Below are 25,422 nucleotides of genomic sequence, written 5' to 3'. Positions count from 1 at the left end.
CATGGACAATCTGAACTGGCTGCTGCAGGGGTTCGAGCAAGCAGCCACCCCCATGAATCTGCTCTACGCGTGCATCGGCGTCCTTCTCGGCACGGCGGTCGGCGTCCTCCCGGGCATCGGACCGGCCATGACCGTGGCCCTCCTGCTTCCCGTCACCTACAACGTCAGCCCGAGCGCAGCGTTCATCATGTTCGCCGGCATCTACTACGGCGGCATGTACGGCGGGTCGACGACGTCGATCCTGCTGAACACGCCGGGGGAGTCGTCGTCGGTGATCACGGCGATCGAGGGCAACAAGATGGCGAAGGCAGGCAGGGCCGCGCAGGCCCTGGCGACCGCCGCCATCGGGTCGTTCGTCGCCGGGTCGATCGGCACGATGCTCCTGGTGCTGTTCGCGCCCATGGTGTCGAGTTTCGCGGTCACCCTCGGAGCCCCGTCCTACCTCGCGATCATGCTGCTCGCCCTCGTGGCCGTCACGGCCGTCCTCGGAACCTCGAAGCTCCGCGGATGCATCTCGCTGCTGCTCGGTCTCGCGATCGGGTTGGTCGGTATCGACTTCCTCACCGGCCAGCCGCGTGCCACGTTCGGCATCCCGCAGCTGTCCGACGGGATCGACATCGTCGTCGTCGCGGTCGCCGTGTTCGCACTCGGTGAGGCCCTCTGGGTGGCCGCTCATCTCCGCCGCAAGCCGGCCGAGGTCATTCCTGTCGGCAGGCCGTGGATGGGCAAGAGCGACTGGAAGCGTTCGTGGAAGCCGTGGTTGCGGGGCACCGCCTACGGGTTCCCGTTCGGCGCACTTCCCGCAGGCGGCGCCGAGCTGCCCACCTTCCTCTCCTACATCACCGAGAAGAAGCTGTCGAAGCACAAGGACGAATTCGGCAAGGGCGCCATCGAAGGTGTCGCCGGGCCGGAGGCCGCCAACAACGCGTCCGCGGCAGGCACACTCGTGCCGATGCTGTCGCTGGGCCTGCCGACCAACGCCACGGCCGCGGTCATGCTGACGGCATTCGTGTCGTACGGAATCCAGCCGGGCCCGACACTGTTCGAGAAGGAACCGCTGCTGATCTGGACGCTGATCGCGAGCCTGTTCATCGGCAACTTCCTGCTCCTGGTCCTCAACCTTCCGCTCGCACCGCTGTGGGCGAAGCTGCTCCGCACGCCGCGCCCCTACCTCTACGCGGGCATCCTGTTCTTCGCCGCGCTGGGCGCGTTCGCCGTGAACCTCCAGTGGCTGGACCTCGCGCTGCTGCTGACGTTCGGGCTGATGGGTCTGATGATGCGGAGGTTCGGGCTGCCGGTGCTGCCGCTCATCATCGGCGTCATCCTCGGACCGCGCATCGAACGGCAACTGCGGCAGAGCCTGCAGCTCGGTGGCGGTGACTGGGGCAGCCTGTTCACCGAGCCCGTCGCGATCATCGTCTATATCGTGATCGCAGTGCTCCTCATCGCACCCCTCGTCGCCAAGGTCGTCCGCGCGCACTACCCCGTCGCGGCACCCGATTTCCCCGACGGACCGGCCGGTGGCGACTCCACCGACACCAGAGAGAAGGCACACGCATGATCGTCGTCGGATACACCCCCGACCAGTTCGGAGGGGCGGCCCTCGAACACGGCGTCGCGGAGGCGCAGCTGCGCGGTACGTCGCTGCTCGTGATCAACACGTCGAAGGGCGACTCCCTCGCCGACCAGTCGTTCGCCGACAACGCCCACCTGGAGGAACTCGAAGGCAAGCTGGCCGCGAGCGGGGTCGACCACGAGGTCCGGCAGATCGTGGGAGACGAGACCGTCGACGTGATTCTCGAGGCCATGACGGCGCCCAGCGCGGAACTGCTCGTGATCGGCATCCGCGACCGCACCCCGGTCGGGAAGCTCCTGATGGGCAGCACCGCCCAGCGCCTGCTGCTGTCCTGCCGCAAACCGGTCCTGGCAGTCAAGCCCGAATGAAGCCCCTGTGAGTACTTGTGTACTCACAGGTCAGTCGGTGAGGATGATCAGCTCGCGGTCCGACGCCACCTCGACGCGCAGGCCGGCCTTCGAGGCCACCCGCGCCACACCGCGCACGTCCTGAGGTTCGGCGCGGGAGACGGTGAGCGCGCGCGCCAGCAGACCCTTGTGGTGCTTGTTGAAATGACTGACGACGGTGCGGGTGCCGTCCGGCTTCTCTGTGAGGACGGTGGCGATCACGGCCTCGGGGATCGGTCCGAGTTGCTGGTACGTCCCCGACCGCAGGTCGACGACGAGGCCGTCCGCTTCCGCGGCGATCGCCCGGCTCAGTTCCGGCTTCCACAACGCCCGGAGAGTGCCCAGCCCCGGGAGCTTCGATCCGCCCGACAGCCGGTAGGCGGGGATCAGATCACCCGCGCGCACCGCACCGAACAGCGCGGACCCCATTGCCAGCCGCGACAGCGCCTTGGACTTCTGCGCCTTGGTGAACGACTTCGCGTCGAGCGCGTCGAACAGCACACCGGTGTAGCGCTCGAGTGCGGGCCGGGTGGGGGAGACCCACAGTTTGGCGTTCCGCTCGATCTCGTCGGCCTGGGTGGGGCCGAGGCCGAGCGCGAGCTGCGACGCCTCCGCGTCCGCCGCCAGCGCGACCAGCGCCTGGACCAGCACTTCGCGGGTTTCGGTGAGCTGCGGCATCGACAGCTCGGCCAGGTCGAGGGGCGCGTCGGCGCCGCCGTCGGACTTGGTTTCGGAGGGAGGAAGTAGCACCAGCACGCACGAAACCCTACCGACGCGCCCGGCCCCGTCCCAGCCGACTATTCTGGTATCCCGTGATTACCCGCCTGTCCCACCTGTTCCTCCGCACTCTGCGCGACGACCCCGCCGACGCCGAGGTCCCCAGCCACAAGCTGCTGGTCCGCGCCGGTTATGTGCGTCGCATCGCGCCCGGCGTCTACTCGTGGTTGCCGCTGGGTCTGCGCGTGCTGCGTGAGGTCGAGCGGGTGGTGCGGGAAGAGATGAACGGCATCGGTGCCCAGGAGATCTCCCTGCCCGCGCTCCTGCCGCGCGAACCGTACGAGGCGTCCAACCGCTGGACCGAGTACGGCGACGGACTGTTCCGCCTGAAGGACCGCAAGGGCGGCGACTACCTGCTCGGCCCCACCCACGAGGAACTGTTCGCGCTCACCGTCAAGGGCGAGTACAACTCGTACAAGGATTTCCCGGTCACCCTGTACCAGGTGCAGACCAAGTACCGCGACGAGGAGCGCCCGCGGGCCGGCATTCTCCGCGGCCGCGAGTTCGTCATGAAGGACTCGTACTCCTTCGACCTCACCGACGAAGGACTCACCGAGTCGTACCGGGCGCACCGCGACGCCTACGAGCGCATCTTCAGCCGGCTCGGCGTCAAATACGTGATCGTGTCGGCGACGTCCGGTGCGATGGGTGGCAGCGCGTCGGAGGAGTTCCTCGCGGAGAGCGAGATCGGTGAGGACACCTACGTCCGCTGCCTCGAGTCGGGCTACGCCGCCAACGTCGAGGCGGTGAAGACGCTGGCTCCCGAGGCCGTCCCGTTCGACGGACTGCCTGCCGCGAAGGTGCACGACACCCCGGACACCCCCACGATTGCGACGCTCGTCGACTGGGCCAACGGCGCCGACCTGGGCTGGACCGTCACCGCCGCGGACACCCTGAAGAACATCCTGGTCAAGACCCGGCAGCCCGGTGGCAAGTGGGAACTGCTCGGCATCGGTGTTCCCGGCGACCGTGAGGTGGACGACAAGCGTCTCGGTGCCTCCCTCGAGCCCGCGGAGTTCGAGCTGCTCACCGAGGCCGACTTCGCGGCCAACCCCTTCCTGGTCAAGGGCTATATCGGACCGAAGGCGCTGCAAGCCAACGGCGTTCGTTTCCTCGTCGACCCGCGCATCGTCGACGGCACCAGCTGGATCACCGGAGCCGACGAGAAGGGCAAGCACGTGGTGGGGCTCGTCGCGGGCCGCGACTTCACCCCGGACGGCACCATCGAGGCCGCCGAGGTCCGCGACGGCGACCCGTCCCCCGACGGCGCCGGTGCGCTCGTCGCGGCCCGCGGCATCGAGATCGGTCACGTCTTCCAGCTCGGCCGCAAGTACACCGACGTGTTCTCCGTGGACGTGCTCGGCGAGAACGGCAAGCCCGTCCGCCCGACCATGGGCTCCTACGGCGTGGGCGTCTCCCGCCTCGTCGCCGTGATCGCGGAACAGCACCACGACGAGAAGGGCCTCCGCTGGCCGGCCGAGGTGTCGCCCGCCGACGTGCACGTGGTGATCGCCAACAAGGACGAGACGGCCCGGGAAGGCGCCGAGGGGCTCGCCGCCGAACTCGACAAGGCCGGTCTCGAGGTGATCCTCGACGATCGCAAGGCGTCGCCCGGCGTGAAGTTCAAGGACTCCGAACTGCTCGGTGTCCCGCTCGTCGTGGTCGTCGGCCGCGGCTGGGGCGAGGGCAAGGTGGAGGTCCGCGACCGCTTCACCGGCGAGAGCCGCGAGGTGGCCGCCGAGTCTGCGCTGAGCGAGATCGTCGAGACCGTCAGGGGCTGATCAAACCGCCCCACGCCTTTCGTCCGGACTGTTAGCTTGGCCTGACACGTCCGGACGAAAGGCCTGCTGTGACGAATTCCCTGCTGTTCGATCCGACCTCCTACGATCCCGAGCATTTCGATCCGGAGACGCGCAGACTGCTGCGGGCGCTGATCGAGTGGTTCGAGTCGCGGGGCAAGAAGCGGCTGCTCGAGGACGATCTCGAGGCCGTGTGGCCCGACGACTTCCTGGAGTTCGTGAAACGGGAGAAGCTGTTCGCGAAGTTCCTCACCCCCGCCGACCTGGCGGGCGGCGATCCGGACAAGCGCTGGGATGCCGCACGCAACGCCGCCCTCAGTGAGATCTTCGGTTTCTACGGGCTGGCGTACTGGTACGCGTGGCAGGTGACCATCCTGGGTCTCGGCCCCATCTGGATGAGCGGGAACCGCGCCGCAAAGGAACGGGCCGCGGAGCTCCTCGACGACGGCGGGGTGCTGGCGTTCGGTCTGTCGGAGAAGGAACACGGCGCGGACGTCTACTCGACGGACATGCTGCTGACCCCCGCCGACAACGACCCGGATCTCGCGTTCACCGCGAGCGGCGACAAGTACTACATCGGCAACGGCAACGTAGCGGGCATGGTGTCGGTGTTCGGCAGGCGCACCGATGTGGAGGGCAGCGACGGGTACGTCTTCTTCGTCGCGGACAGCCGCCACCCGGCATACCACCTGCAGGGCAATGTGGTGCACGGCCAGATGTACGTCAGCACGTTCCGGCTCGAGGACTACCCGGTGCGGGAAGAGGACATTCTCCATACGGGGGTGGCTGCGTTCGAGGCGGCGCTCAACACGGTCAACGTCGGCAAGTTCAACCTGTGCACAGGATCCATCGGGATCTCCGAGCACGCGTTCTACGAGTCGATCACTCACGCGCACAACAGGATTCTGTACGGCAACCCCGTCACCGACTTCGCGCACGTGCGCGGAAACTTCGTCGACGCCTACAGCCGGCTGATCGCGATGAAGCTGTTCAGCGCACGCTCCGTCGACTATTTCCGCAGCGCGAGTCTCGACGATCGTCGGTACCTGCTGTTCAACCCGATGACGAAGGCGAAGGTCACCTCCGAAGGGGAGAAGGTGATCGCGCTGCTGCACGACGTGATCGCGGCGAAGGGCTACGAGAAGAACACCTACTTCCGCGAGGCCGCCCAGCTGATCGGCACTCTGCCGAAGCTCGAGGGCACCGTGCACGTCAACGTCGGCCTCATCCTCAAGTTCATGCCGAACTACCTGCTCAACCCGGCGGAGTACCCGGAGATCGGCACCCGGCTCGACGCCGCCGACGATGCGTTCTTCTGGGTCCAGGGCCCGACCCGCGGTGCCGGCAAGATTCGTTTCCACGACTGGGCGAAGACCTACGAGGCGCACTCGGACGTCCCCAACGTGGCCCGCTTCCACGAGCAGGCGACCGCGCTGAGGGAACTGCTCACCACCGCCCCGCCCGACGCGGCCCAGCAGAAGGATCTCGACTTCCTGCTCGACCTCGGGCACTTGTTCTCGCTCGTGGTCTACGGGCACCTGATTCTCGAGCAGGCCACGATCGCCGGCATCGACCGTGATCTGATCGACCAGATCTTCGATTTCCAGATCCGCGATTTCTCCGGTTATGCCGTTGCGCTGCACGGCAAATCGTCCGCCACCGAGGCGCAGCAGAAGTGGGCGCTCGGCGCGATACGCCGCCCGGTGGTGGACGCGGAGCGGTTCTCCCGGGTGTGGGCGCAGGTGGAGAACTACGACGGCGCCTACGAAATGCGGCCGTAGACACGGCTTAACGGGGGTGGGGTGGCGTCATCCCTCGGGGTGCCGGTTGCGCCCCCTGGGGTACCTGTTCGGGTGGGTGCGATCGGCGCATTCTTATGTGGCAAGCAAAACCCCACCCCCACAGAAAGATCCACACATGGCACACACCCTCAAGCGCACCCTTTCCGCTCTCGCCATCGCGGGCTTCGCCCTCACTGCCGGAGCAGGAATCGCCTCGGCCGACCCCGCTGGTGGAGCCGGCGGTGCCGGGGCTCCGGGTAGTTCGCAGGGCGGCGCCGGCGGCGCAGGCGGTAGCGCCAACGGCGGCTCCGCAAATGGCAACGTCGACAACTCCGGCGGCGTCATCATCGGTGGCGCAGCGGTCGGGGACGGTGCGACGGTCAACACGAACGTCGGTAACGGCGGCAACGCCAACGGCGGCAACGCCAACGGTGGCAACGGTGGCAATGGTGGTCCTGCCACCGGTGGTGCGGGTGGCGCCGGCGGCGCGGGCGCCGGGGACAGCACCGAAAACTGCTCGTTCATCTTCTGCTTCTGACCGAGTTGTGATTGCGCGATCTTCCTGAAGTTCGAGGGGCCGCCACCCGCGGGTGCCGGCCCCTCGGCGTCAGTACTGCCCACCCCGCCTCCCCGGCACCACGCACTGTGAAAGGTTCTTTCATGTCGATGTCCTTCGACTTCACCACTGCTCTGACGCGCACGGGTGCCACCGTCGCGGCCGCATTCTTCGTCCTCGCCGCAGGCGCCGGCATCGCGTCGGCGGCACCCGACGCCCCCTCCGACGACCCTTCCGTGAGCAACCTCGCGCCCGGACAGAACCCTCAGGGCGGCACCGTGACGATCGGCGGAGCGGCTGTCGGCACCGTGATCGCGATCGACGGCATCAACGCCGGTCCGGACGGAGCCAGCGTCGGCGGCTACGACTTCGGCGGCGGCCAGGGGCAACCCTGGGGGTGACGGGATTCGCACCCCAGGGTGCCTGGCCACGCCGGTCCGTGCACCGCATTCTGAAGTGGCAGTAGAGAATACCCTCCAGTCGCGAGCGGCCCGGACCGGTCGGTACGTCGCGGCGAGGACCCCGGAACCGGACCTCACAAGGCGAAGATTCCGGGGTCCTCCCGAACTGGCACTCTCGGGTGCCGAGTGCTAAATTAGCGATGCACAGTGAATCTGGCTGCCCGTCGAGGTGGCGGGCGCCTCGAGTGATGCGGGAGGTGTGTTGCTGTGCTTCGCTTCGATCCTTTCAATGACCTCGAATCCATGACCAAGAGTCTCCTCGGCACGGAAACCGGAACCGCGCGGGTACCACGATTCATGCCGATGGATCTGTACAAGGTCGACGACCACTACGTCCTGCACGCCGACCTGCCGGGCGTCGATCCGGGTTCCGTCGACGTCAGTGTCGACAACGGCACGCTCACCTTGACGGCTCATCGCAGCGCGCCGTCCGAGGAGAACGTGCAATGGATCGCCTCCGAGCGGTTCAGCGGAACGTTTCGGCGCCAGCTGTCGCTCGGCGACGGCGTCGACCCGGACCGCATTTCGGCGTCCTACGAGAACGGTGTCCTGAGCGTGACCATCCCGCTCGCCGAACGGGCGAAGCCGCGGCGGATCGAGGTCTCCAGCCTCGGAACCGGTGAGCATCGCACGATCGAGGCGGGTCCCGCGAGCGAGACGACCTGACGCTGCGGCGGGAACATCTGCTGTGCGGAAGCCCCCTCGCCGAGGGGGCTTCGGCGTGCCCGCGTCCACCCACCCCAGGGGTGGAAGGCACAACACCTCCGGGTGCACCAGCCACCACTGGGGGTCCTGGTCGGACCGGACCGTGCGCGGCACAGTAGAGGACAAGCAAGAACGTAACGCTTTACCAGCCGCGAGCGAAGAAACCGAGGAGGCCATCATGACGAACACCCCGGTTGCACACGAGCACGAGGGCCGTCGCCTCACGGTCCGGACCGACGACGGGATCGCGCTGGCGGTTCGCGAGTTCGGTTCGCCCGACGCAGCCACCACCGTGGTGTTCGTTCACGGTCACTGCCTCCGCACCGAATCCTGGTGGGCACTGCGTGAACAGCTGGTTCGTTTCTGGCGCAACGATGTTCGTATGGTCTTCTACGATCACCGCGGACACGGAGAGTCGGGGGAGGCGCCGGCCGCCACCTACACGATCGATCAGCTCGGCCGCGACCTCGGCTCCGTACTCGACGCCGTCGCACCGCACGGTCCGGTCGTCCTCATCGGGCACTCGATGGGCGGCATGACCGCGCTGTCCTACACGCGGCAGAACCCGCACACGATCGGTTCGCGGATCGTCGGCATGGCCCTGATCTCCACTGCGGCGTTCGATCTCGCCGAGGCCGGTCTCGGTCGTCACCTGCGTAGCCCCGCGGTGTCGCTGTTCCGCACCGCGGTGCGCCGGGCACCCCGGGTCGTGCACGGATCGAAGCGGGTGGGACGCACCGTCTGCACGGCGATTGCCCGCGCAGCGAGCGCCCGCAATCGGGCCGTCGATCCGAGGCTTGCCGCTCTGGTCTCGGCCATGGTCAACACGACATCCGTCGTCACCATGTCGAGTTTCCTCGAATCCCTGCTCGGGTTCGACGAGCGGCACTCCCTGGCCGCACTCGCTCACATTCCGTCGCTGATCTTGTGCGGCTCGGTGGACATGCTCACCCCGTTCCAGCATTCGGTCGCCATGGCCTCGAAGCTCCCCGCTTCGGAGCTCGTGAGCGTCGACGGAGCCGGGCACTCGGTAATCCTCGAGCGCGCCGCCGACGTCGCCCTCGCGATCATCGGCCTCGTCGAGCGCATCGCGCACGGTGAGATCGCCGCTTTCGACCGCGAACTGATGGCCGTCGGCTGATCAGAGATCGCGCTCGTTGATGATGCCGCTGCGCATGGCCCGCTCGGCGAGGCTGACCCGCTTCTGATTCTGCGGGAGATCGCCGACGCCGAATTTCGCGAACAACGCCCGGAGGTGAGTCTTGATCGCGTCGACACTGAGGAACAGTTCCTGGGCGATCTGCTGATTCGACGCGGGATTCGCGAATGCGGCGCCGTGCTTGTACGGCCGGCACAGTGCCGTGAGGACCGCGCGCTGGGTGTCGGTGAGGGACCGGACCTCGGGCATGTCGGTGCCCATCCGGGTGGCCTCGTCGAGAGAGCCGCCGAATTCCAGGTACCGGATCTTCGTCCCGCCGATGCGGATGCTGTCGCCCTGGCGGAGCCGTCGACGCCCCGCCAGCCGTTCGCCGTTGACGAACGTGCCGTTGCGGGAGAGCCCGTCGTCGAGGATGGTCCAGTGCGAGCCGACGCATTCGAGGACGGCATGGAGCCGCGAGACCTCGTCGTCCTCGGTGAGGAGCAGATCGGAACCGGGCGACCGTCCGATCGTGACGCGCGCGGAAGCGGGGGAGAGGTCCACGGTGTGGTGGTGACCCTCCCTGTCGGAATAGCTCAGTCGAGACTCAACGGCTCGGTCCACGGCGACGCCCCTTCCGCACGCTTCCATCGTGCCCCGCCGTGTGTCCGATGAGCAAGATCAAGAGCGGAAATCGCCGATCTCGGATGCGTTCTCGGAGCCCGCCGCGTCCAGGGCGTTGCCGAACGCGCACACGGCGAGCTCCTCGAGCGCCGGATCCTGCCCGGCATGCTCGGGTACCTGCATGGCGAGCAGGGTGTTGAGCAGCATTCCGTTGGCGATGAACGTGCGGGCCTGTTCGGGGCTGCACCCGGTGCGCGTTCGGATCTGCGTGTAGAGCCGGGACATCCAGTCGCGGGCCAGCGCGCCGATCTCCGGGTTCGCGCCGGACGTGAAGCCGTGCATCATCACGAGCAGGAGGTCGCGGTCCTCGAGCAGTTCGGTGTACGCGATGCCCATCGGGAGCCACGACTCGTCGTTCTCCGGGTCTGTGGCGACATCGTCGAAGTACGGCTCGAAGGTGTCCATGATCCGACGCATCGCCCGGTCGAAGACGTCGGCGAACAGCCGCGACTTCGAACCGAACATGCGCACCACGTAGGGCTGGGACACGCCCGCCTCGCGTGCGACGGCGTCGGTGCTGGTGCCGTGATATCCGTCCCTGGCGAACGCGCGGGAGGCTGCGGCCAGTACGAGTTCGCGACGTTCGGTCGCGCTCATGCGGGTCTGTTTCACGGGCGATGCCATGTTGACATGTTATCAGTCGATTACTAGTCTTCGAAATAAGTAATCATCTGATGCTTACAAGTTCCTTCTTCCCGTACTCACGAATTGGATACGAGGACCCGTCATGACGACACTCTCCGAACGCCTGGAACACGAATCGGCGGCGCCTCCCTCGGGGCGGGGCCACGGCCGGCTGGTGCCGGTATGGCTGGCGATCGTCGCCGCCTCGATACCGATGTTCATGGCCACACTCGACAATCTGGTGATGACCAGTGCCCTCCCGGTGATCCAGCGCGACCTCGGTGCGTCGGTAGGGCAGTTGCAGTGGTTCATGAACGCCTACACGCTCGCCTTCGCGACGTTGATGCTGACGCTGTCCGCGCTGGGCGACCGCCTCGGGCGCCGCCGTGTATTTCTCTGGGGCATAGTGCTCTTCGCGCTGGCGTCGATCGCATCGGCCCTGTCGACCACCTCCGAGATGCTGATCGCCGCGCGCGCCGTCCAGGGCGTCGGCGCGGCTGCGATCATGCCGCTCTCCCTCACCCTGCTCGCCGGTGCCGTGCCGCTCGCCAAACGCGCGTTCGCCATCGGGATCTGGGGCGGCGTCTCCGGACTGGGCGTTGCCCTCGGCCCCGTGGTCGGCGGCGCCGTCGTCGACGGGGTGTCGTGGCAGGCCGTGTTCTGGATCAACGTCCCCGTTGCAGCGGTCGCGATCCCGTTGGCGCTCTACGCGCTCGGCGAGTCGAAGGGAAAGCGGCAGCCGCTGGATCCGCTCGGCGTCGTCCTGGCCGGAGCCGCCGTGTTCCTCGGAGTCTGGGGCATCGTGCACGGCAACGACGACGGCTGGACCAGCGCCACGGTGCTCGGTGCTCTCGTCGCATCGGCGGTGCTGCTCGCGGCGTTCGTGGTGCGCGAGTTGCGCACCCCCTTCCCCGTGATGCCGCTGCGGCTGTTCCGGTCCCGGCAGTTCTCCCTGGCCAACGTGATCGGGCTGACGTTCACGCTGGGAATGATGGGCGCCGTATTCCTCCTGTCGCAATACCTCCAGATCGTCATGGGGTACTCGCCGTTCGAAGCCGGCCTGCGGACCTTGCCGTGGACGGCCGCACCCATGCTGGTGGCGCCGATCGCAGGCCTGCTCGCGCCGCGGCTGGGAGTCCGGACCCTCCTCGTCACCGGACTGGTCCTGCAGGGGTTGTCGCTGCTCTGGATGGCGTCGCTCATCGTTCCCGGCGCCACGTACGGCAGCATGATTCCGGCGTTCGTGATGGCGGGCGCAGGGATGGGTCTGACGTTCGCCCCCAACGCGACCGCCGTCCTCGCCGACATGCCCGAGGCCGACCACGGCACGGCCAGTTCGACCAACGCAACGCTCCGCGAGATCGGCGTCGCGCTGGGGATCGCGCTCCTGACCGCGGTCTTCCTCGGTGCGGGCGGCAGTCTGACGCCGACGGGATACATCGACGCCCTCGCGCCCGCCCTGTACGTGGGAGCCGGATTCGTGGCGGTCGCGGTCGTCGCCGCCGCCCTCATGCCGGGACGATCGAAGGCGGTCCTGGCGTCGACGTGACCGGAAAGTGGGTCAGTCCTGCCAGCCCGGCCGGACCAGCCCCCACTCGTACGCCATGACCACCAGCTGGGTGCGGTCGCGGGCACCGAGTTTCACCAGAATCCGGCTGACGTGGGTGCGGGCGGTGGCGGGGCTCAGGAACAGTCGTGAGCCGATCTCGGCGTTGGTGAGCCCCTCGGCGATCAGGGTCATCACCTCGCGTTCGCGGTCGGTCAGGTCGTCGAGACGGGTGGGCTGCGGCGGCCGTTTGGCGTGGGTCGCGAACTCCGCGACCAGCTTCCGGGTCACCGACGGTGACAGCAGGGCGTCCCCGTCGGCCACCACGTGGACCGCCCGCACCAGTTCGGCGGGTTCGGTGTGTTTGACGAGGAAACCCGTCGCTCCCGCGCGCATCGCCTCGAACACGTACTCGTCCAGCTCGAACGTGGTGAGCACCACCACCCGCACGCCGGACAGCGCGGGATCGGCGGCGATACGGTGGGTCGCCTCCAGCCCGTCGAGCACCGGCATCCGGATGTCCATGAGGACGACATCGGGGACTAGCGAGCGAGTCAGGCTCACCGCTTGTTCACCGTTCTCGGCCTGGCCCGCCACGGTGATGTCGGCCTGCGCGTCGAGCAGGGCGACGAACCCCGCCCGCACGAGGGCCTGGTCGTCGGCGACGAGCACGCGAATCGTCATGCCCGGCCCGCCGTGTCGCCGGGGAACGGGAGCGTCGCCTGCACCCGGAAGCCGCCACCCGGTCCGATCCCGGCGGTCAGCTCACCACCCAGAGCGCGTGCGCGTTCCCGCATGCCGGGGATGCCGTTTCCGCCGCCACCGGTGGCCGTGCCGACGGGACCCCGGCCGTCGTCGTCGATCCGGACGCGGACGAACGTGGGCGCGTACGACACGGTCACGTCGGCCGACGAGCCCCCGGAGTGGCGCGCCACGTTGGTCAGCGACTCCTGGACGATCCGCGCCGCAGCCACGTCGACCACGGCGGGCAGCGGCCTCGGTGCGCCTTCGACGACGGTCGTCACCGCGAGACCCGCGGCACGGGCGCGCTCGACCACACCGTCCAGGTCCCCGATCCCGGCGGTGGGCGCGATCGGCGGGCTGTCCTCGCCGCCCCGCAGCGATGCCAGCAGCGCATGGACGTCGCCGATCGCGTCGCGGCTCGCGACCTTGATCGCGGACAGCGCCTCCTGCGACTGTTCGGGTCTGCTGTCCCACAGCTCGAGTGCGACCGACGCCTGCACGTTGATCAGGGAGAGGCTGTGTGCCAGAACGTCGTGCAGTTCGCGGGCGATCGCGAGCCGCTCCTCGCTGGCCCGTCGACGCTGCTCGTCCAGGACGCTGCGTTGCGCCGCCTCGGCGCGTTGCCTGCGGGCGTCGAGCGTCCCGCGGCGCTGACGGATGATCTCGGCGGCGGCGAGGAGCACCAGCAGCCACGCGGCGATGCCCGTGAGGGCGGCGAGTGACGGCGCCTCAGCACTCGACACGGCAGGCACGGCGAAGACGATCAGGACGTAGCCGATCGCGAGGACCGGATAGGTGAGCCATCGGGATCCGGCCGTCGCGGCGCCGAGAAATGCGACGACGAGCGACAGGAAGACCGGGCCGTACCCGTAACCCCGCGCGACGTAGAGGACCGTGACGGCCAGGACGACGAACAGGACCGCGACAGGACGCCGTCGCCGGAAGACCAGCGCGACCGGACCGCACACCAGCAACACGAAGCCGGCGGCGTCCAACGGCTCCGCCCACGACTGGTTCTGGTTGGCGCCGATACTGCCGACCACCTGCACGGTCGCGATGCCCAGGGCGATCAGGAGGTCCCGCGGGGCGATCGACGTGTCCCTCCGGTCAGTGCGCACCACCCGAACGTAGACCCGATCCGGCGGGCCTGTCATCGTCCGCGACGCGTACACGAGAAGACGCGCACAGACGGATGTGCGCGACTCGCGCCGAGCCGACGCTGGAGGCATGACTTCCGGCATCGTGGTCACCGACAAGTTGACCAAACGCTACGGCGAACACACGGCGGTCGACGCCGTCAGCCTGACCGTGCGGGCAGGGGAGGTGTACGGGTTCCTCGGACCGAACGGCGCAGGCAAGACCACCACACTGCGCATGCTCACCGGTCTGGTCCGGCCGACCTCCGGGAGCGCGACACTTTTCGGGCGTTCACCCGGTAACAGCGCGGTGGCGGCGCGCACCGGCGTGCTGATCGAGGGACCCGGCTTCTTCCCCTACCTGTCCGGTCGCGACAACCTGCGGGTGCTCAGCAGATACCGCCGACTGCCGGACGATGCGGCGGAAGCCGCGCTGCACCGGGTGGGGCTGCGCGAGCGGGGACACGACCGTTTCCGCACCTACTCGCTCGGGATGAAGCAGCGGCTCGGTGTCGCGGCCGCACTCCTCGGCGAACCCGATCTGCTGATCCTCGACGAACCCACCAACGGTCTCGACCCGGCCGGCATGGCCGAGATGCGGGAACTGATAGTCGAACTCGCGCACTCCGGGCATTCGGTGATGCTCTCCAGCCACATGCTCAGCGAGGTTCAGGAGATCTGCGACCGCGTCGGTGTGATCTCGCGCGGGGAGTTGATCGCACAGTCGACCGTGGCCGAACTGCGGGGAGACACCAGCCTGCTGGTGCGAGCCGATCCGAGGGAACGAGCCGCGGCGGTGCTCGCGGAACTGCTGGGACGCGACGTCGTCGACACGGTGGGCGACACCCTCACGCTTGCGGTATCGCCGGAACTGGCGCCGAAGGTGGCCCGTGTTCTCGTCGACGCGGGAATCGACGTGCACGAACTTGCCCGGCGGGAACGATCGCTCGAGGACGTCTTCTTCGAGATGACGGAGGACGTCACTGCCGGCGACCACACGAGCAACGATGCGAGGAGAGTGTCATGAACGCAGTGATCGCCAGCACGCGGGCCGAGCTTCTGCGACTACGGAAATGGCCGTCGATGTGGGTGCTGCTCGCCGCGTGGATCGTGCTCAACCTGGTCTTCGTCTATCTGTTCAACTACATTACGTTCGCGACCGGCGGCACCACCGACATGGCGTCGTCCGCACCCCCGGACGTGCTGCTCGCGCAGATGCTGCCCTCGGCGGTGCCCCAGGTGTTCACCCAGGGCATGGCCATGTTCGGGGGCGCGCTGATGCTCATCCTCGGCGCCCTCACCATCGGCAGCGGCTACGGGTGGGGGACGTGGAAGACCGTGTTCACCCAGGGGCCTCCGCGATCGGCCGCGCTCACCGGAACCCTGCTCGCTCTGCTGACCGTGGTGATCGGACTCGTTCTCACGGTGGCGGCCGTGGATCTCGGGGTGGCCTCGGTCGTCGCCATGGCCGAATCGGAGTCGGCGAGTCTTCCTGCCGCGGATGCGATGCTGAAGGCGCTCGCCTCCGGGGTGCTCATCCTCGGGATGTGGACCGCCGCCGGTGTCCTCGTCGGCGCTCTCGCGCGGGGGCCGGCGTTGTCGGTCGGTCTCGGTCTCATGTGGGTGCTGGTGGTCGAAAACCTCCTCCGCGGGGTCGCGGCCGTCCTCGACCCCGTGTCGGTGGTGACGGACTTCCTGCCCGGCACCGCCGCGGGCTCGCTCGCCGGATCGCTCCGCGACTTCGGCGGTGACACCACCCCCGGCGTCCTGAACATCCTCGACGGCGGCACGTCGGTGCTTCTCCTGGCCGGGTACGTCGCCGCGTTCGCGCTGGGGACGGTCTGGCTCGTCCGCCGGCGCGACGTGAACTGACCGCGCGAGGTCAGCTCAGAACAGGGGGCCGCCGCCGAACGGTTCGCGGTGCGACGGCGGGGTCCGGCCCTGCGTGTCGGTGATGCCGTATTCGACGGCCAACTCCGCCGTGACGAAGGTGTGGCCGCTGCGCTGCGGGAGGGTCGGGTCCGAGTGCAGCGCGCAGATCACCTCGCCGACGAACTCGGGGGACTCGGCGTCCGCGACGGGGAACCCGGCGATGGTCTCGAGGCCGCTGGCGACGATCATCTCCGTCCGGACGATGCCCGGCCACAGCGAGACTGCGCGCACGTCGTGCGGAGCCAGCTCCGTCGCCATGTCGCTGGCCATCTTGTCCAGCCCGGCCTTGGACATGCCGTACAGCACCGAGTGCAGATGCCCGCGGGTCCCGAACGACGAGATGTTCGCGATCAACCCGGAGCGGCGGGGCACCATCAACCGCGCAGCCTCCACGGACGCGACGTAATGGGCGCGCAGTCCGACGCCGATCAGCGAGTCCCAGTCGTCCAGTGGCCGCTCCCAGAACGGGGTGCTGAACCCGCCGAATCCCTTGGGGGCCGCCCACACGTTGTTGACCAGCAGGTCGAGTCGGCAGGCCTGCTCGTCCGCGATCCGGGCGAACAGGCTGTGCACGTCCTCGTCGTCGCGGTGATCGCAGGCCACCGCGATGCCGGTCCCACCGGCGCCGGTGACCGTTCGCGCCGACACCGACAGTGGGCTGTCCTCCGTCACCGGGCCGCGCCCGGTGACGTAGACGGTCCACCCGGCGGCTCCCAGCGCCGTCGCCACGCCCTTGCCGACGCCGCGGCTCCCCCCTGTGACCAGAGCTACCCCGGCGCTCACTGGACCACCACCGTGTCCTGTGTGAGCGGGCGGGTGATCGACCATCGAGTGGTGAAGTGGCATCGCGACATTCGCCAGACGTCGTCCTCGAGACGGTAAGCGTCGTCGTACTCGCCCGAAGACACGGTCTCCGTCCGCTTCAGCAGATCGACCTGGCGGAACTTCAGCGTCCACGCGCCCGACGCCTCGGTGTCGCTGTGCAACACGATGTCCGGATGGAAGCCGTGGTGCATGTCAAGGATCACGTGCTTGCCGTCCACTTCGTGGAGCGCGATCCTGCGGAAGATGTCCGTGAGCCGGTCGGCGTCGTCGAACCGGCCGAGCGGGCCGAAGTCGATCGACGCGCCGGACGAGACGAAGCAGGCACGGAACGTGTCCGGATCCTTGCCGTCGCACGCTCGCCAGTAGCGGTACTTGAGCGCCTTGATCGCGTCGATCCGCTCCAGGTCCGCCAGACGCTGCTCCACCGAGCGCTCGTCCACGCCGCCGTCCTCCCGTTGCCGTTCACCGTGTCGGGAGAGACGCTAGGCCGGGAACGCGCCGGGTGGGTGCAGAATCCCGGTGGGCGGGAACCTGCGCGTCGTCAGGGCTGGCCGGGGAACGGGTCGGTCACCGGATCGGTCCCGAGAGCCACGCGCCAGGTGGCTTCCCGGACGGCCGCCTCGGTCAGCGCGGTGACGCCGAGCGTGCGAGTGTCCTCCGTCTCGCCGTGTTCGACGACCGCCCGCCACGCGACGGCGGTGTCGGCCTCGACCTGGGCCGCCAGCTGCGCGGCCGTGATCGGATCGGTGACCGGGAACGGCAGGGTGTAGCCCGCCTCGGCGGCCGGGGCCGTCAGTCCTGCCGCGGTCAGCGTGTCCAGGAGTCCGTCCCGGCGCGCCCGGTGGGCTGCGGCGGCGGTGGCCACCTGGGTGGCCCGGGTGGGATTCGAGAAGGCGGCGACCACTCCGTAGGCGAACACCGCGGAATGCTCGGCGATCAGTGCGTCGGCGAGGCTCGTACCCTCGGCTTCGGTGGGTGTCGTCACGGCAGCACCACCGCCAGGTACGTTCCGCACGCGGCGCTGATCGACGCGCACAGCCCCGCCCGGTGGGCGGTCAGTGTGCGCGCCGAATCGGCTGCGCTGCGCTGCGACTCGGCCAGGTCGGCGCGCAATTGATCGAGACCGGGCGGCGGCGCGGGTGCCGTCGGAGTCGGCGATGGGGGAGCGGACGTGGTTGGTGCGGTGAGGTCCGGGTAAGTTCCTGCAGCCCTGGCGATTTCGGCATCCAGCGCGTCGGCGTGCGCGGTGCGCTGGGCGCGGACGAGTTCGAGTGCCGCGCCGCGATCGGGGAGTAGCGCGATCGTGGCCGCCGCACCGGCGGCGTCGCGACGAGCCAGACGCGACTGCGCGACGAGTGAATCGACCTCGGTGTCGGAGTCCGCGTCGTCGGCGCACCCCGCCAGCAGGGGGACGCTCGCGACGCCGAAGGCCGAGGCTGCTGCGAACCGGAGAGCGGTGCGCCGGGACACGGCCGGACCGGATGTCGGGGGCCGGGAGACGGTGGGCATGAGCACCGGTCCATGGTGCCAGGTCGGGCCGGGATCCCGGGAATCGAGCACCGGGGCTGGTCACGGGCGCCTCGAATCGGCGTTACTCTTAGATGCTCGAACCCGTCCCGGCGGGTTCGCGGTGCTGCGTGCGCGGCACGATGACCTGCCAGACCACGACATACGACGAGCGACAACTGAAACGAGGAGCTTCCCCGATGCCGGTTCCATCCAAGGAGAGGGTGACGGAGCTCATCTCCGATCTGGTGCAACGCCAGGGCTACGACTTGGAGGGCGTTGCGGTCACCCTCGCGGGTCGGCACAGCGCGGTCCGGATCATGGTGGACAGCGACGCCGGACTCGAACTCGACGCGGTCGCGAACCTGAGTCACGAGATCTCCGAGGTCTTCGATTCGGTGTCCGATTTCGGGGAATCGCCGTACACGCTCGAGGTCACGTCTCCCGGTATCGACCGGCCGCTCACACACGAGCGGCACTGGCGCCGGGCCCGCGGCCGCAAGGCGCGTATCGACCTCGCCAACGAAACCGTCGTGGGTCGGATCGGCGTCCTCGACGGCGACTCGGTCGCGGTGGTGATCGGCTCGCGCACGGGCCCGGAGGTTCGGCGCGTCGCGCTCCCGGACATTCAGAAAGCTGTTGTGCAGGTGGAATTCTCGAAACCCGACCCGAGAGAGCTGGAACTCGCGGGCGGGATTCCCGAGGGGCGTGTGGCGCCTGCGGACGCAGACGCGTCGGAAGATGAAGAAGTAGTAGAGGGGTTGGACAAGTGAATATCGACATCGCGGCGTTGCGCGCCATCGAGGCCGACAAGGGCATCTCGATCGAGACCGTCATCTCGACCATTCAGACCGCGTTGCTCACCGCCTATCGGCACACCGAGGGGCATCAGCAGCACGCACGGATCGACGTCGACACCAAGAGCGGCATCGTGCGGGTGATGGCGCACGACGTCGACGCCGACGGCAACATGGTCGGCGAGGAATGGGACGACACCCCGGAAGGCTTCGGCCGGATCGCCGCGACCACCGCCCGCCAGGTCATCCTCCAGCGGCTGCGCGACGCCGAGCACGAGCGGAGCTTCGGTGAGTACGCCACTCACGAGGGTGAGATCGTCGGCGGCGTGATCCAGCGCGACACCCGCGCGAACTCGCGCGGCATGGTCGTGGTGCGGATCGGCAGCGAGGCCAGCGGCGCCGAGGGTCTGATCCCGCCCGCCGAGCAGGTGCCCGGGGAGAACTACGAGCACGGCGAGCGGCTCAAGTGCTACGTCGTCGGTGTGGCCCGTGGACAGCGCGGACCGCAGATCACGCTGTCGCGCACCCACCCGAACCTCGTCCGCAAGCTGTTCGCGCTCGAGGTTCCGGAAATCGCGGACGGTTCGGTCGAGATCATCGCCGTCGCCCGGGAGGCCGGGCACCGGTCGAAGATCGCCGTCCAGTCGCGGGTGCAGGGACTGAACGCCAAGGGTGCGTGTATCGGGCCGATGGGCCAGCGGGTGCGCAACGTGATGAGTGAACTCGCCGGCGAGAAGATCGACATCATCGACTTCGACGAGGACCCGGCCCGGTTCGTCGGCAACGCGCTGTCGCCGTCGAAAGTGGTCTCCGTCACTGTCGTGGATCCCGAGGCACGGGCCGCGCGTGTCGTCGTCCCCGACTTCCAGCTGTCGCTCGCCATCGGCAAGGAAGGGCAAAATGCCCGTCTTGCTGCGCGCTTGACCGGGTGGCGGATCGACATCCGCAGTGACGCCGCACCCGCCCCCGAGTCGGCAGGCGGACCCGCCGCGACCAGTCGTTGAGCCGGGAATGCGGAGATCGGGGCGAGTCGGCGGTAGAGTGGTCAATGGTTCAGCATGAGCATCCCGATTCCGCGCGCGTTCCTACCGGTTCACCGGTGCGAACATGCATAGGATGTAGGGAGCGCGCGCTGGCTGTCGATCTGCTCAGGGTTGTGGTTAGTGAGAGCGGGCCGCAAGGTCATGTTCTCGCCCCGGACCCGAGGCGCAGGCTTCCCGGTCGAGGTGCGTGGCTGCACCCCGCCGAGGCTTGCCTGAGTCTCGCGGAACGACGCCGAGCATTCGGCAGAGCGTTGCGAGTGTCCGGAAGTGTCGACGCGTCAGAAGTCGACCACTGGGTACGAGCAGGGCACCCACCCAGAGCAGTACCTCTCGAACAGAACAGGCACAAGCACTCATGAGCACACCGTGAAGCACCAGCGATGATCGTCCATCGGAGATAACCCGAGGTCGTGCGGGCCCCTCTCAGGGGAGCCTCCTGCTCGACCTCATCAGTGAGGAGAGCAGTGGCAGGCAAGGCCCGCGTGCACGAGTTGGCTAAAGAACTCGGTGTCACAAGTAAAGAATTACTCGCAACGCTCAAGGAGCAGGGCGAGTTCGTGAAGTCGGCGTCCTCCACGGTGGAGGCGCCCGTCGCCAGGCGTCTGCGGGAATCCTTCCCGTCGGCGAAATCCGCCGATTCCGCAGCCCGTCCGGCTGCCAAGCCCGGCGCGCCCGCGCCGAGCACCCCGGCGACCGCAGCGAAGCCGGGCGGTCCCCGTCCCGGCCCGAAGCCGGCAGCCCCGGCTCCGGCCCCGGCCGCACCCGTAGCGGCAGCCCCTGCGGCCACCCCCGAGGCGCAGGCCCCGGCTCCGGCCGCACCCGCAGCAAGCGCAGCCACCCCGGCTGCACCGGCGACCAATGCTCCCAAGCCCGGTCGCCCCACCCCGGCTGCCCCGGCTCCGGCCGCACCCGCAGCCCCGGCCGCCCCGGCTGCCAGTGCCCCCGCGGCTCCGTCCACGGGCGCCAAGCCCGGCGGACCCCGTCCCGGCCCGAAGCCCCCGCGTGTCGGTAACAACCCGTACTCCTCGGCTCCCGCCGAGCGTCCGGCGCCCCGCCCCGCTCCCGGCGCACCGCGTCCGGGTGCACCCCGTCCGGCTCCCGGTCAGGGTGGACCTCGTCCGGCACCGGGTCAGGGTGGACCTCGTCCGGCTCCCGGTCAGGGTGGACCTCGTCCGGCACCGGGTCAGGGCGGTCCCCGTCCGGCTCCCGGTCAGGGCGGACCCCGTCCCAGCCCCGGATCGATGCCTCCTCGCCCGAACCCGGGCGCGATGCCCGCTCGTTCGGCACGTCCCGCTCCCGGCGGTCGTCCGGGCCGTCCCGGCGGAGCCCCCGGCGGTCGTCCCGGTGGCGGCGGCGGTGGTGGATACCGCGGTGGCGGAGCCCCCGGTGCCGGCGCAGGTGCGCCCGGTGGCGGAGCACCCGCAGGTGGTTTCCGCGGTCGCCCCGGTGGCGGTGGACGCCCCGGTCAGCGCGGTGCGGCAGCAGGTGCCTTCGGTCGTCCCGGTGGTGCCCCGCGTCGTGGTCGCAAGTCGAAGCGTCAGAAGCGCCAGGAATACGATTCGATGCAGGCGCCCGCCGTCGGCGGCGTGCGGTTGCCCCGTGGCAACGGCGAGACCATTCGCCTCGCCCGCGGTGCATCACTGTCGGACTTCGCGGAGAAGATCGACGCGAACCCCGCAGCGTTGGTGCAGGCACTGTTCAACCTCGGCGAGATGGTGACGGCGACCCAGTCGGTCAACGACGAGACGCTGGAACTGCTCGGCGGCGAGATGAACTACGTCGTCCAGGTCGTCAGCCCGGAGGACGAGGACCGCGAGCTGCTCGACAGCTTCGACCTCACCTACGGCGAAGACGAAGGTGGCGAAGAGGACCTCGAGTCCCGTCCGCCGGTGGTCACCGTCATGGGCCACGTCGACCACGGTAAGACCCGACTGCTCGACACGATCCGTAAGGCCAACGTCCGCGAGGGCGAGGCCGGCGGCATCACGCAGCACATCGGTGCCTACCAGGTGCTGACCGAGCTCGACGGCAACGAGCGTCTCGTGACGTTCATCGACACCCCCGGTCACGAGGCCTTCACGGCCATGCGTGCCCGTGGTGCCAAGGCCACCGACCTCGCGATCCTGGTCGTCGCCGCCGACGACGGCGTCATGCCGCAGACGGTGGAAGCGATCAACCACGCCCAGGCGGCCGACGTGCCGATCGTGGTCGCGGTGAACAAGATCGACAAGGAAGGCGCGAACCCGGACAAGATCCGGCAGCAGCTCACCGAGTACGGACTGGTCGCCGAGGAATACGGCGGAGACACCATGTTCGTCGACATCTCGGCGAAGCAGGGCACCAACATCGACGCACTGCTCGAAGCCGTGCTGTTGACGGCGGACGCTGCCCTGGACCTGCGGGCCAACCCGGACATGGACGCTCAGGGTGTCGCCATCGAGGCACACCTCGACCGTGGACGCGGCCCCGTCGCGACCGTGCTCATCCAGCGCGGAACGCTGCGGGTCGGCGACTCGATCGTGGCCGGCGACGCATACGGACGTGTGCGCCGCATGGTCGACGAGCACGGCGACGACGTGCTCGAGGCCCTGCCGTCACGTCCCGTCCAGGTGGTCGGCTTCACGTCGGTCCCCGGTGCAGGCGACAACCTGCTCGTGGTCGACGAGGACCGTATCGCCCGTCAGATCGCCGACCGGCGCAATGCGCGTAAGCGCAATGCTCTGGCCGCGAAGAGCCGCAAGCGCATCAGCCTCGAGGACCTGGATTCGGCTCTCAAGGAGACGTCGCAGCTCAACCTCATCCTCAAGGGCGACAACTCGGGAACCGTGGAGGCCTTGGAAGAGGCCCTGCACGGCATCGAGATCGACGACGAGGTGCAGTTGCGGGTCATCGACCGTGGTGTCGGTGGCGTCACCGAGACCAACGTCAACCTGGCCGCTGCGTCGAACGCGATCATCATCGGGTTCAACGTTCGCGCCGAGGGCAAGGCGACCGAGTTGGCGAACCGCGAGGGCGTCGACATCCGGTACTACTCGGTGATCTACCAGGCCATCGACGAGGTCGAGAAGGCTCTCAAGGGCATGCTCAAGCCGATCTACGAAGAGGTCGAGCTGGGCAAGGCGGAGATCCGCGCGATGTTCCGTTCGTCCAAGGTCGGCAACATTGCCGGTTGCCTCGTCACCTCGGGTACCATCCGTCGCAATGCGAAGGCCCGGCTGCTGCGTGACAACACGGTTGTCGCCGAGACCGTCACCATCTCCTCGCTGAAGCGGGAGAAGGAGGACGCTGTCGAGGTACGCGAGGGTTACGAGTGCGGTTTGACGCTCACCTACTCCGACATCAAGGTCGGTGACGTCATCGAGGCCTACGAGCTTCGGGAAAAGCCGCGCGACTAGTCGCCATCCGTTTGGGGTGACGCAGCAGCGTCATCCGGCGTGCGCTTCTCCGGCCGACTCGATCGGCCGGGGGAGCGCACGTCTCCCCGAAGGAGGAAAGTTTGTACGTCGGTGCGCTCGAGCTCGACATCTTGCTCGGTGACGTGCGATCTCTGAAAGAGAAGCGTGCAATGGTCAAACCGGTTCTGGCGGAACTGCGACGCTACGGCGTCTCGGCGGCGGAGACCGGAGAACAGGATCGGTATCGCCGGTCGATGCTCGGCGTCACGATGGCGAGTTCGGCGGTCGATCACGTACACGAGGTACTCGACACGTGCGAACGGCACGTCGCCGAGCTGCCGGAACTGCAACTCCTTGCGGTCCGGCGAAGGATTTTCGGCCCCGAGGACTGACTCGGAGTGCCCCTGCCCGCCCCGCCGCATCTGCGGCCCGGCGTGCAGAATGAACTACAGCTACACACGCAACTTCACAACTTATCCAGCGGCCAGGGAGAGGAGTCTGATTGTCATGGTGGATCCCGCCCGGGCACGCAAACTCGCCAAGCGCATCGGCACGATCGTCGCGACAGCGATCGACCACGAAATCAAGGACCCTCGCCTGGCGTTCGTCACGATCACCGATACCAAGGTGACGGCCGACCTCCACGACGCCACCGTGTACTACACCGTGATGGGCGCCGACCTCGAGTCCGAACCGGACCTCGCCTCCGCAGCCGCAGGGCTCGAGAAGGCGAAGGGCGTTCTGCGCTCGAAGGTGGGTGCAGGCACCGGAGTCCGGTTTACTCCGACGCTCACGTTCGTCGCGGACACGGTCCCCGACACGGCACGGCACATGGAGGAACTCCTCGCCCGCGCTCGCGCCGCCGACGACGAGGTCGCGCGTGTCGCGGCCGGTGCGTCCCCGGCCGGCGACCCCGACCCGTACAAGGAGCCCCGAGCCGAGGACGCGGACGACGCCGAAGTCGACGAGCCCTCCGGTTCCCGCCAGGCGGACTGACACGAACCGATATGACCCACACTCAGGAGACGTCCCTGTCTGATCTCGATCGTCACGAGGTGTTCCTGCCGCAGGCGGTCGCTGTTCTCGAGAACGCGACGTCGGTGACGGTTCTGTGTCACGTCCAACCCGATGCCGACACGATCGGCAGTGGACTCGCCCTGGCGTTGGTGCTCGAGCGCAAGGGAATTCCGGTGCAGGTCGCGTTCGCCGCGCCCGACGAACTGCCGGAGTCGATGCGTGAACTGCCGGGCACCCACCTGCTGGTGCCTGCGGATCAGGTGCGCCGCAACGTCGATCTGCTCGTGACCGTCGACTGCGGCAGCGCCGGGCGGCTCGGGAAGCTCGCCGACCGGCTCGCGCACGCGGGGGAGACCCTCGTCATCGACCACCACCGGTCCAACACCCGCTTCGGTCGCATGAACCTGATCGACGAGTCCGCGGAGTCGACGACCGCGGTCGTGGCGCAGATGTTCGACCTGTGGGGTGTGGATATCGACGCCGACCTCGCACACTGCCTGTACGCGGGACTCGTGACCGACACCGGTTCGTTCCGGTGGGTGCAGCCCGGCACCCACACGCTCGCCGAGAGGTTGCTCGCCACCGGGATCGACGGTGCCCGCATCGCGCGGCGCCTGCTCGACACCCACCCGTTCGGCTGGTTGCCCATGCTGTCCTCGGTGCTCGGGTCGGCGACCCTCGTCCCCGACGCAGCGGGAGGGCGTGGACTGGTCTACGCCGTCATCCGGCAGGCCTACGTCGGAGACCTCCGCTCGGAGGAGATCGAAAGCGTCATCGACATCGTCCGGACGACGTCCGAGGCCGAGGTCGCCGCAGTCCTCAAGGAGGCCGTGGACGGCACCTGGTCGGTATCGCTGCGGTCGAAGTCCGACGTGGACGTGTCCGTCGTCGCCGGGTATCTCGGCGGAGGCGGTCATCGGTTCGCCGCCGGCTACACGGCCGAGAACTCTGCGGACGAGATCGTGACCTCGCTCGTCGAATCGCTCGGCTGAGG

General features: G+C 68.4%; 27 protein-coding genes. 18 read left to right on the top strand and 9 right to left on the bottom strand.

Translation table 11 applies throughout. The annotated features are described in order from the left end of the window. Position 1 precedes the first annotated feature (1 nt). On the top strand, positions 2–1,561 hold the full coding sequence (locus AZG88_RS41240; RefSeq protein WP_005240632.1) for a tripartite tricarboxylate transporter permease: 1,560 nt from the start codon (positions 2–4) through the stop codon (positions 1,559–1,561). Further along, a complete protein-coding gene (locus tag AZG88_RS41235; protein WP_005240634.1) occupies positions 1,558–1,944 on the top strand; it encodes a universal stress protein in 387 nt (128 codons plus the stop codon). The genes AZG88_RS41240 and AZG88_RS41235 overlap by 4 nt, the downstream gene beginning before the upstream one ends. Positions 1,945–1,974: 30 nt before the next feature. On the opposite strand, the gene yaaA is transcribed toward AZG88_RS41235, so the two are convergent. Further along, a complete protein-coding gene (gene yaaA / locus AZG88_RS41230; protein WP_061700993.1) occupies positions 1,975–2,718 on the bottom strand; it encodes a peroxide stress protein YaaA in 744 nt (247 codons plus the stop codon). A 56-nt stretch (positions 2,719–2,774) separates the two neighbouring features. Here yaaA and AZG88_RS41225 point away from each other — a divergent pair, with 56 nt between their 5' ends. From AZG88_RS41225 to AZG88_RS41200, 6 genes are all read left to right on the top strand, one after another. Beyond that, entirely contained in the window at positions 2,775–4,520 is a 1,746-nt protein-coding gene (locus tag AZG88_RS41225; protein ID WP_005240637.1) for a proline--tRNA ligase, read from the top strand. A 68-nt stretch (positions 4,521–4,588) separates the two neighbouring features. Further along, positions 4,589–6,319: an acyl-CoA dehydrogenase family protein gene (locus tag AZG88_RS41220; protein WP_005240640.1), complete on the top strand. Its 1,731-nt coding sequence runs from the start codon at positions 4,589–4,591 to the stop codon at positions 6,317–6,319. Between the two features lie 136 nt (positions 6,320–6,455). Beyond that, positions 6,456–6,857 (top strand): hypothetical protein, encoded by a 402-nt coding sequence (locus AZG88_RS41215; RefSeq protein WP_025432364.1) that lies wholly within the window; start codon positions 6,456–6,458, stop codon positions 6,855–6,857. Between the two features lie 122 nt (positions 6,858–6,979). Next, positions 6,980–7,276, top strand: a complete 297-nt coding sequence (locus tag AZG88_RS41210; protein WP_025432365.1) for a hypothetical protein — start codon at positions 6,980–6,982, stop codon at positions 7,274–7,276. A gap of 267 nt (positions 7,277–7,543) precedes the next feature. Continuing rightward, on the top strand, positions 7,544–8,002 hold the full coding sequence (locus AZG88_RS41205; protein ID WP_005240645.1) for an Hsp20/alpha crystallin family protein: 459 nt from the start codon (positions 7,544–7,546) through the stop codon (positions 8,000–8,002). A gap of 217 nt (positions 8,003–8,219) precedes the next feature. Further along, positions 8,220–9,182 (top strand): alpha/beta fold hydrolase, encoded by a 963-nt coding sequence (locus AZG88_RS41200; RefSeq protein ID WP_005240647.1) that lies wholly within the window; start codon positions 8,220–8,222, stop codon positions 9,180–9,182. Here the strand turns inward: AZG88_RS41200 and AZG88_RS41195 are convergent, their stop codons facing one another. Both AZG88_RS41195 and AZG88_RS41190 read right to left on the bottom strand, forming a co-directional pair. Then, positions 9,183–9,830 (bottom strand): FHA domain-containing protein, encoded by a 648-nt coding sequence (locus AZG88_RS41195; protein WP_043943784.1) that lies wholly within the window; start codon positions 9,828–9,830, stop codon positions 9,183–9,185. Between the two features lie 30 nt (positions 9,831–9,860). Then, positions 9,861–10,487, bottom strand: coding sequence for a TetR/AcrR family transcriptional regulator (locus AZG88_RS41190; RefSeq protein WP_025432366.1), 627 nt, complete (start codon positions 10,485–10,487; stop codon positions 9,861–9,863). A 103-nt stretch (positions 10,488–10,590) separates the two neighbouring features. On the opposite strand from AZG88_RS41190, the gene AZG88_RS41185 reads away from it, so the two are divergent. Continuing rightward, a complete protein-coding gene (locus tag AZG88_RS41185) occupies positions 10,591–12,036 on the top strand; it encodes a DHA2 family efflux MFS transporter permease subunit (RefSeq protein ID WP_005240656.1) in 1,446 nt (481 codons plus the stop codon). Between the two features lie 12 nt (positions 12,037–12,048). On the opposite strand, the gene AZG88_RS41180 is transcribed toward AZG88_RS41185, so the two are convergent. Both AZG88_RS41180 and AZG88_RS41175 read right to left on the bottom strand, forming a co-directional pair. Then, positions 12,049–12,717, bottom strand: coding sequence for a response regulator (locus AZG88_RS41180; protein WP_005240658.1), 669 nt, complete (start codon positions 12,715–12,717; stop codon positions 12,049–12,051). Further along, complete coding sequence (locus AZG88_RS41175; protein ID WP_226955731.1) at positions 12,714–13,895, bottom strand: sensor histidine kinase; 1,182 nt, start codon at positions 13,893–13,895, stop codon at positions 12,714–12,716. Before AZG88_RS41175 ends, AZG88_RS41180 begins: the two co-directional genes overlap by 4 nt. Before the next feature lie 109 nt (positions 13,896–14,004). Here AZG88_RS41175 and AZG88_RS41170 point away from each other — a divergent pair, with 109 nt between their 5' ends. Together AZG88_RS41170 and AZG88_RS41165 are read left to right on the top strand one after the other, a co-directional pair. Continuing rightward, entirely contained in the window at positions 14,005–14,940 is a 936-nt protein-coding gene (locus AZG88_RS41170) for an ATP-binding cassette domain-containing protein (protein ID WP_061700992.1), read from the top strand. Next, complete coding sequence (locus AZG88_RS41165) at positions 14,937–15,785, top strand: ABC transporter permease subunit (RefSeq protein ID WP_061700991.1); 849 nt, start codon at positions 14,937–14,939, stop codon at positions 15,783–15,785. Before AZG88_RS41170 ends, AZG88_RS41165 begins: the two co-directional genes overlap by 4 nt. A gap of 15 nt (positions 15,786–15,800) precedes the next feature. Here AZG88_RS41165 and AZG88_RS41160 read toward each other — a convergent pair whose 3' ends face one another. From AZG88_RS41160 to AZG88_RS41145, 4 genes are all read right to left on the bottom strand, one after another. Then, a complete protein-coding gene (locus tag AZG88_RS41160) occupies positions 15,801–16,628 on the bottom strand; it encodes an SDR family NAD(P)-dependent oxidoreductase (RefSeq protein ID WP_025432368.1) in 828 nt (275 codons plus the stop codon). Next, positions 16,625–17,110: a nuclear transport factor 2 family protein gene (locus tag AZG88_RS41155; protein WP_005240666.1), complete on the bottom strand. Its 486-nt coding sequence runs from the start codon at positions 17,108–17,110 to the stop codon at positions 16,625–16,627. The genes AZG88_RS41160 and AZG88_RS41155 overlap by 4 nt, the downstream gene beginning before the upstream one ends. Before the next feature lie 101 nt (positions 17,111–17,211). Then, positions 17,212–17,655, bottom strand: a complete 444-nt coding sequence (locus AZG88_RS41150) for a ferritin-like domain-containing protein (protein WP_061700990.1) — start codon at positions 17,653–17,655, stop codon at positions 17,212–17,214. Next, on the bottom strand, positions 17,652–18,179 hold the full coding sequence (locus AZG88_RS41145) for a hypothetical protein (RefSeq protein WP_061701009.1): 528 nt from the start codon (positions 18,177–18,179) through the stop codon (positions 17,652–17,654). Before AZG88_RS41145 ends, AZG88_RS41150 begins: the two co-directional genes overlap by 4 nt. 197 nt (positions 18,180–18,376) lie before the next feature. Here AZG88_RS41145 and rimP point away from each other — a divergent pair, with 197 nt between their 5' ends. From rimP to AZG88_RS41115, 7 genes are all read left to right on the top strand, one after another. Further along, complete coding sequence (gene rimP / locus AZG88_RS41140) at positions 18,377–18,949, top strand: ribosome maturation factor RimP (protein ID WP_005240669.1); 573 nt, start codon at positions 18,377–18,379, stop codon at positions 18,947–18,949. Beyond that, entirely contained in the window at positions 18,946–19,977 is a 1,032-nt protein-coding gene (gene nusA, locus AZG88_RS41135) for a transcription termination factor NusA (protein ID WP_005240670.1), read from the top strand. Before rimP ends, nusA begins: the two co-directional genes overlap by 4 nt. A gap of 44 nt (positions 19,978–20,021) precedes the next feature. Continuing rightward, the gene (locus AZG88_RS51130; RefSeq protein WP_005240671.1) at positions 20,022–20,375 is read left to right on the top strand and encodes a YlxR family protein; all 354 of its coding nucleotides are present in this window, start codon (positions 20,022–20,024) and stop codon (positions 20,373–20,375) included. A gap of 105 nt (positions 20,376–20,480) precedes the next feature. Next, positions 20,481–23,411: a translation initiation factor IF-2 gene (gene infB / locus AZG88_RS51125; RefSeq protein WP_080702687.1), complete on the top strand. Its 2,931-nt coding sequence runs from the start codon at positions 20,481–20,483 to the stop codon at positions 23,409–23,411. 101 nt (positions 23,412–23,512) lie between these two features. Continuing rightward, positions 23,513–23,803, top strand: a complete 291-nt coding sequence (locus tag AZG88_RS41125; RefSeq protein WP_005240674.1) for a DUF503 domain-containing protein — start codon at positions 23,513–23,515, stop codon at positions 23,801–23,803. A 115-nt stretch (positions 23,804–23,918) separates the two neighbouring features. Then, complete coding sequence (gene rbfA, locus AZG88_RS41120) at positions 23,919–24,407, top strand: 30S ribosome-binding factor RbfA (protein WP_005240675.1); 489 nt, start codon at positions 23,919–23,921, stop codon at positions 24,405–24,407. Positions 24,408–24,418: 11 nt separating this feature from the next. Beyond that, positions 24,419–25,420: a DHH family phosphoesterase gene (locus tag AZG88_RS41115; RefSeq protein WP_025432370.1), complete on the top strand. Its 1,002-nt coding sequence runs from the start codon at positions 24,419–24,421 to the stop codon at positions 25,418–25,420. Positions 25,421–25,422: the final 2 nt, after the last annotated feature.

The organism is Rhodococcus sp. LB1 (assembly GCF_001583455.1).
GTDB lineage: Bacteria > Actinomycetota > Actinomycetes > Mycobacteriales > Mycobacteriaceae > Rhodococcus_F > Rhodococcus_F opacus.
Note: the sequence above shows the minus strand (reverse complement) of the source record. Positions and strands in the feature narration are given on the sequence as shown.

Bases quoted from the DNA above. Each gene is read 5' to 3' on its own strand.
- rbfA (WP_005240675.1), top strand. From the start codon at position 23,919: ATGGTGGATCCCGCCCGGGCACGCAAACTCGCCAAGCGCATCGGCACG.
- AZG88_RS41180 (WP_005240658.1), bottom strand. From the start codon at position 12,717: ATGACGATTCGCGTGCTCGTCGCCGACGACCAGGCCCTCGTGCGGGCG.
- AZG88_RS41215 (WP_025432364.1), top strand. From the start codon at position 6,456: ATGGCACACACCCTCAAGCGCACCCTTTCCGCTCTCGCCATCGCGGGC.
- rimP (WP_005240669.1), top strand. From the start codon at position 18,377: ATGCCGGTTCCATCCAAGGAGAGGGTGACGGAGCTCATCTCCGATCTG.
- AZG88_RS41165 (WP_061700991.1), top strand. From the start codon at position 14,937: ATGAACGCAGTGATCGCCAGCACGCGGGCCGAGCTTCTGCGACTACGG.
- AZG88_RS41185 (WP_005240656.1), top strand. From the start codon at position 10,591: ATGACGACACTCTCCGAACGCCTGGAACACGAATCGGCGGCGCCTCCC.
- AZG88_RS41210 (WP_025432365.1), top strand. From the start codon at position 6,980: ATGTCGATGTCCTTCGACTTCACCACTGCTCTGACGCGCACGGGTGCC.
- AZG88_RS41240 (WP_005240632.1), top strand. From the start codon at position 2: ATGGACAATCTGAACTGGCTGCTGCAGGGGTTCGAGCAAGCAGCCACC.
- AZG88_RS51130 (WP_005240671.1), top strand. From the start codon at position 20,022: ATGGTTCAGCATGAGCATCCCGATTCCGCGCGCGTTCCTACCGGTTCA.
- AZG88_RS41235 (WP_005240634.1), top strand. From the start codon at position 1,558: ATGATCGTCGTCGGATACACCCCCGACCAGTTCGGAGGGGCGGCCCTC.
- AZG88_RS41195 (WP_043943784.1), bottom strand. From the start codon at position 9,830: ATGGAAGCGTGCGGAAGGGGCGTCGCCGTGGACCGAGCCGTTGAGTCT.
- AZG88_RS41145 (WP_061701009.1), bottom strand. From the start codon at position 18,179: ATGCCCACCGTCTCCCGGCCCCCGACATCCGGTCCGGCCGTGTCCCGG.
- AZG88_RS41190 (WP_025432366.1), bottom strand. From the start codon at position 10,487: ATGGCATCGCCCGTGAAACAGACCCGCATGAGCGCGACCGAACGTCGC.
- AZG88_RS41200 (WP_005240647.1), top strand. From the start codon at position 8,220: ATGACGAACACCCCGGTTGCACACGAGCACGAGGGCCGTCGCCTCACG.
- AZG88_RS41115 (WP_025432370.1), top strand. From the start codon at position 24,419: ATGACCCACACTCAGGAGACGTCCCTGTCTGATCTCGATCGTCACGAG.
- AZG88_RS41170 (WP_061700992.1), top strand. From the start codon at position 14,005: ATGACTTCCGGCATCGTGGTCACCGACAAGTTGACCAAACGCTACGGC.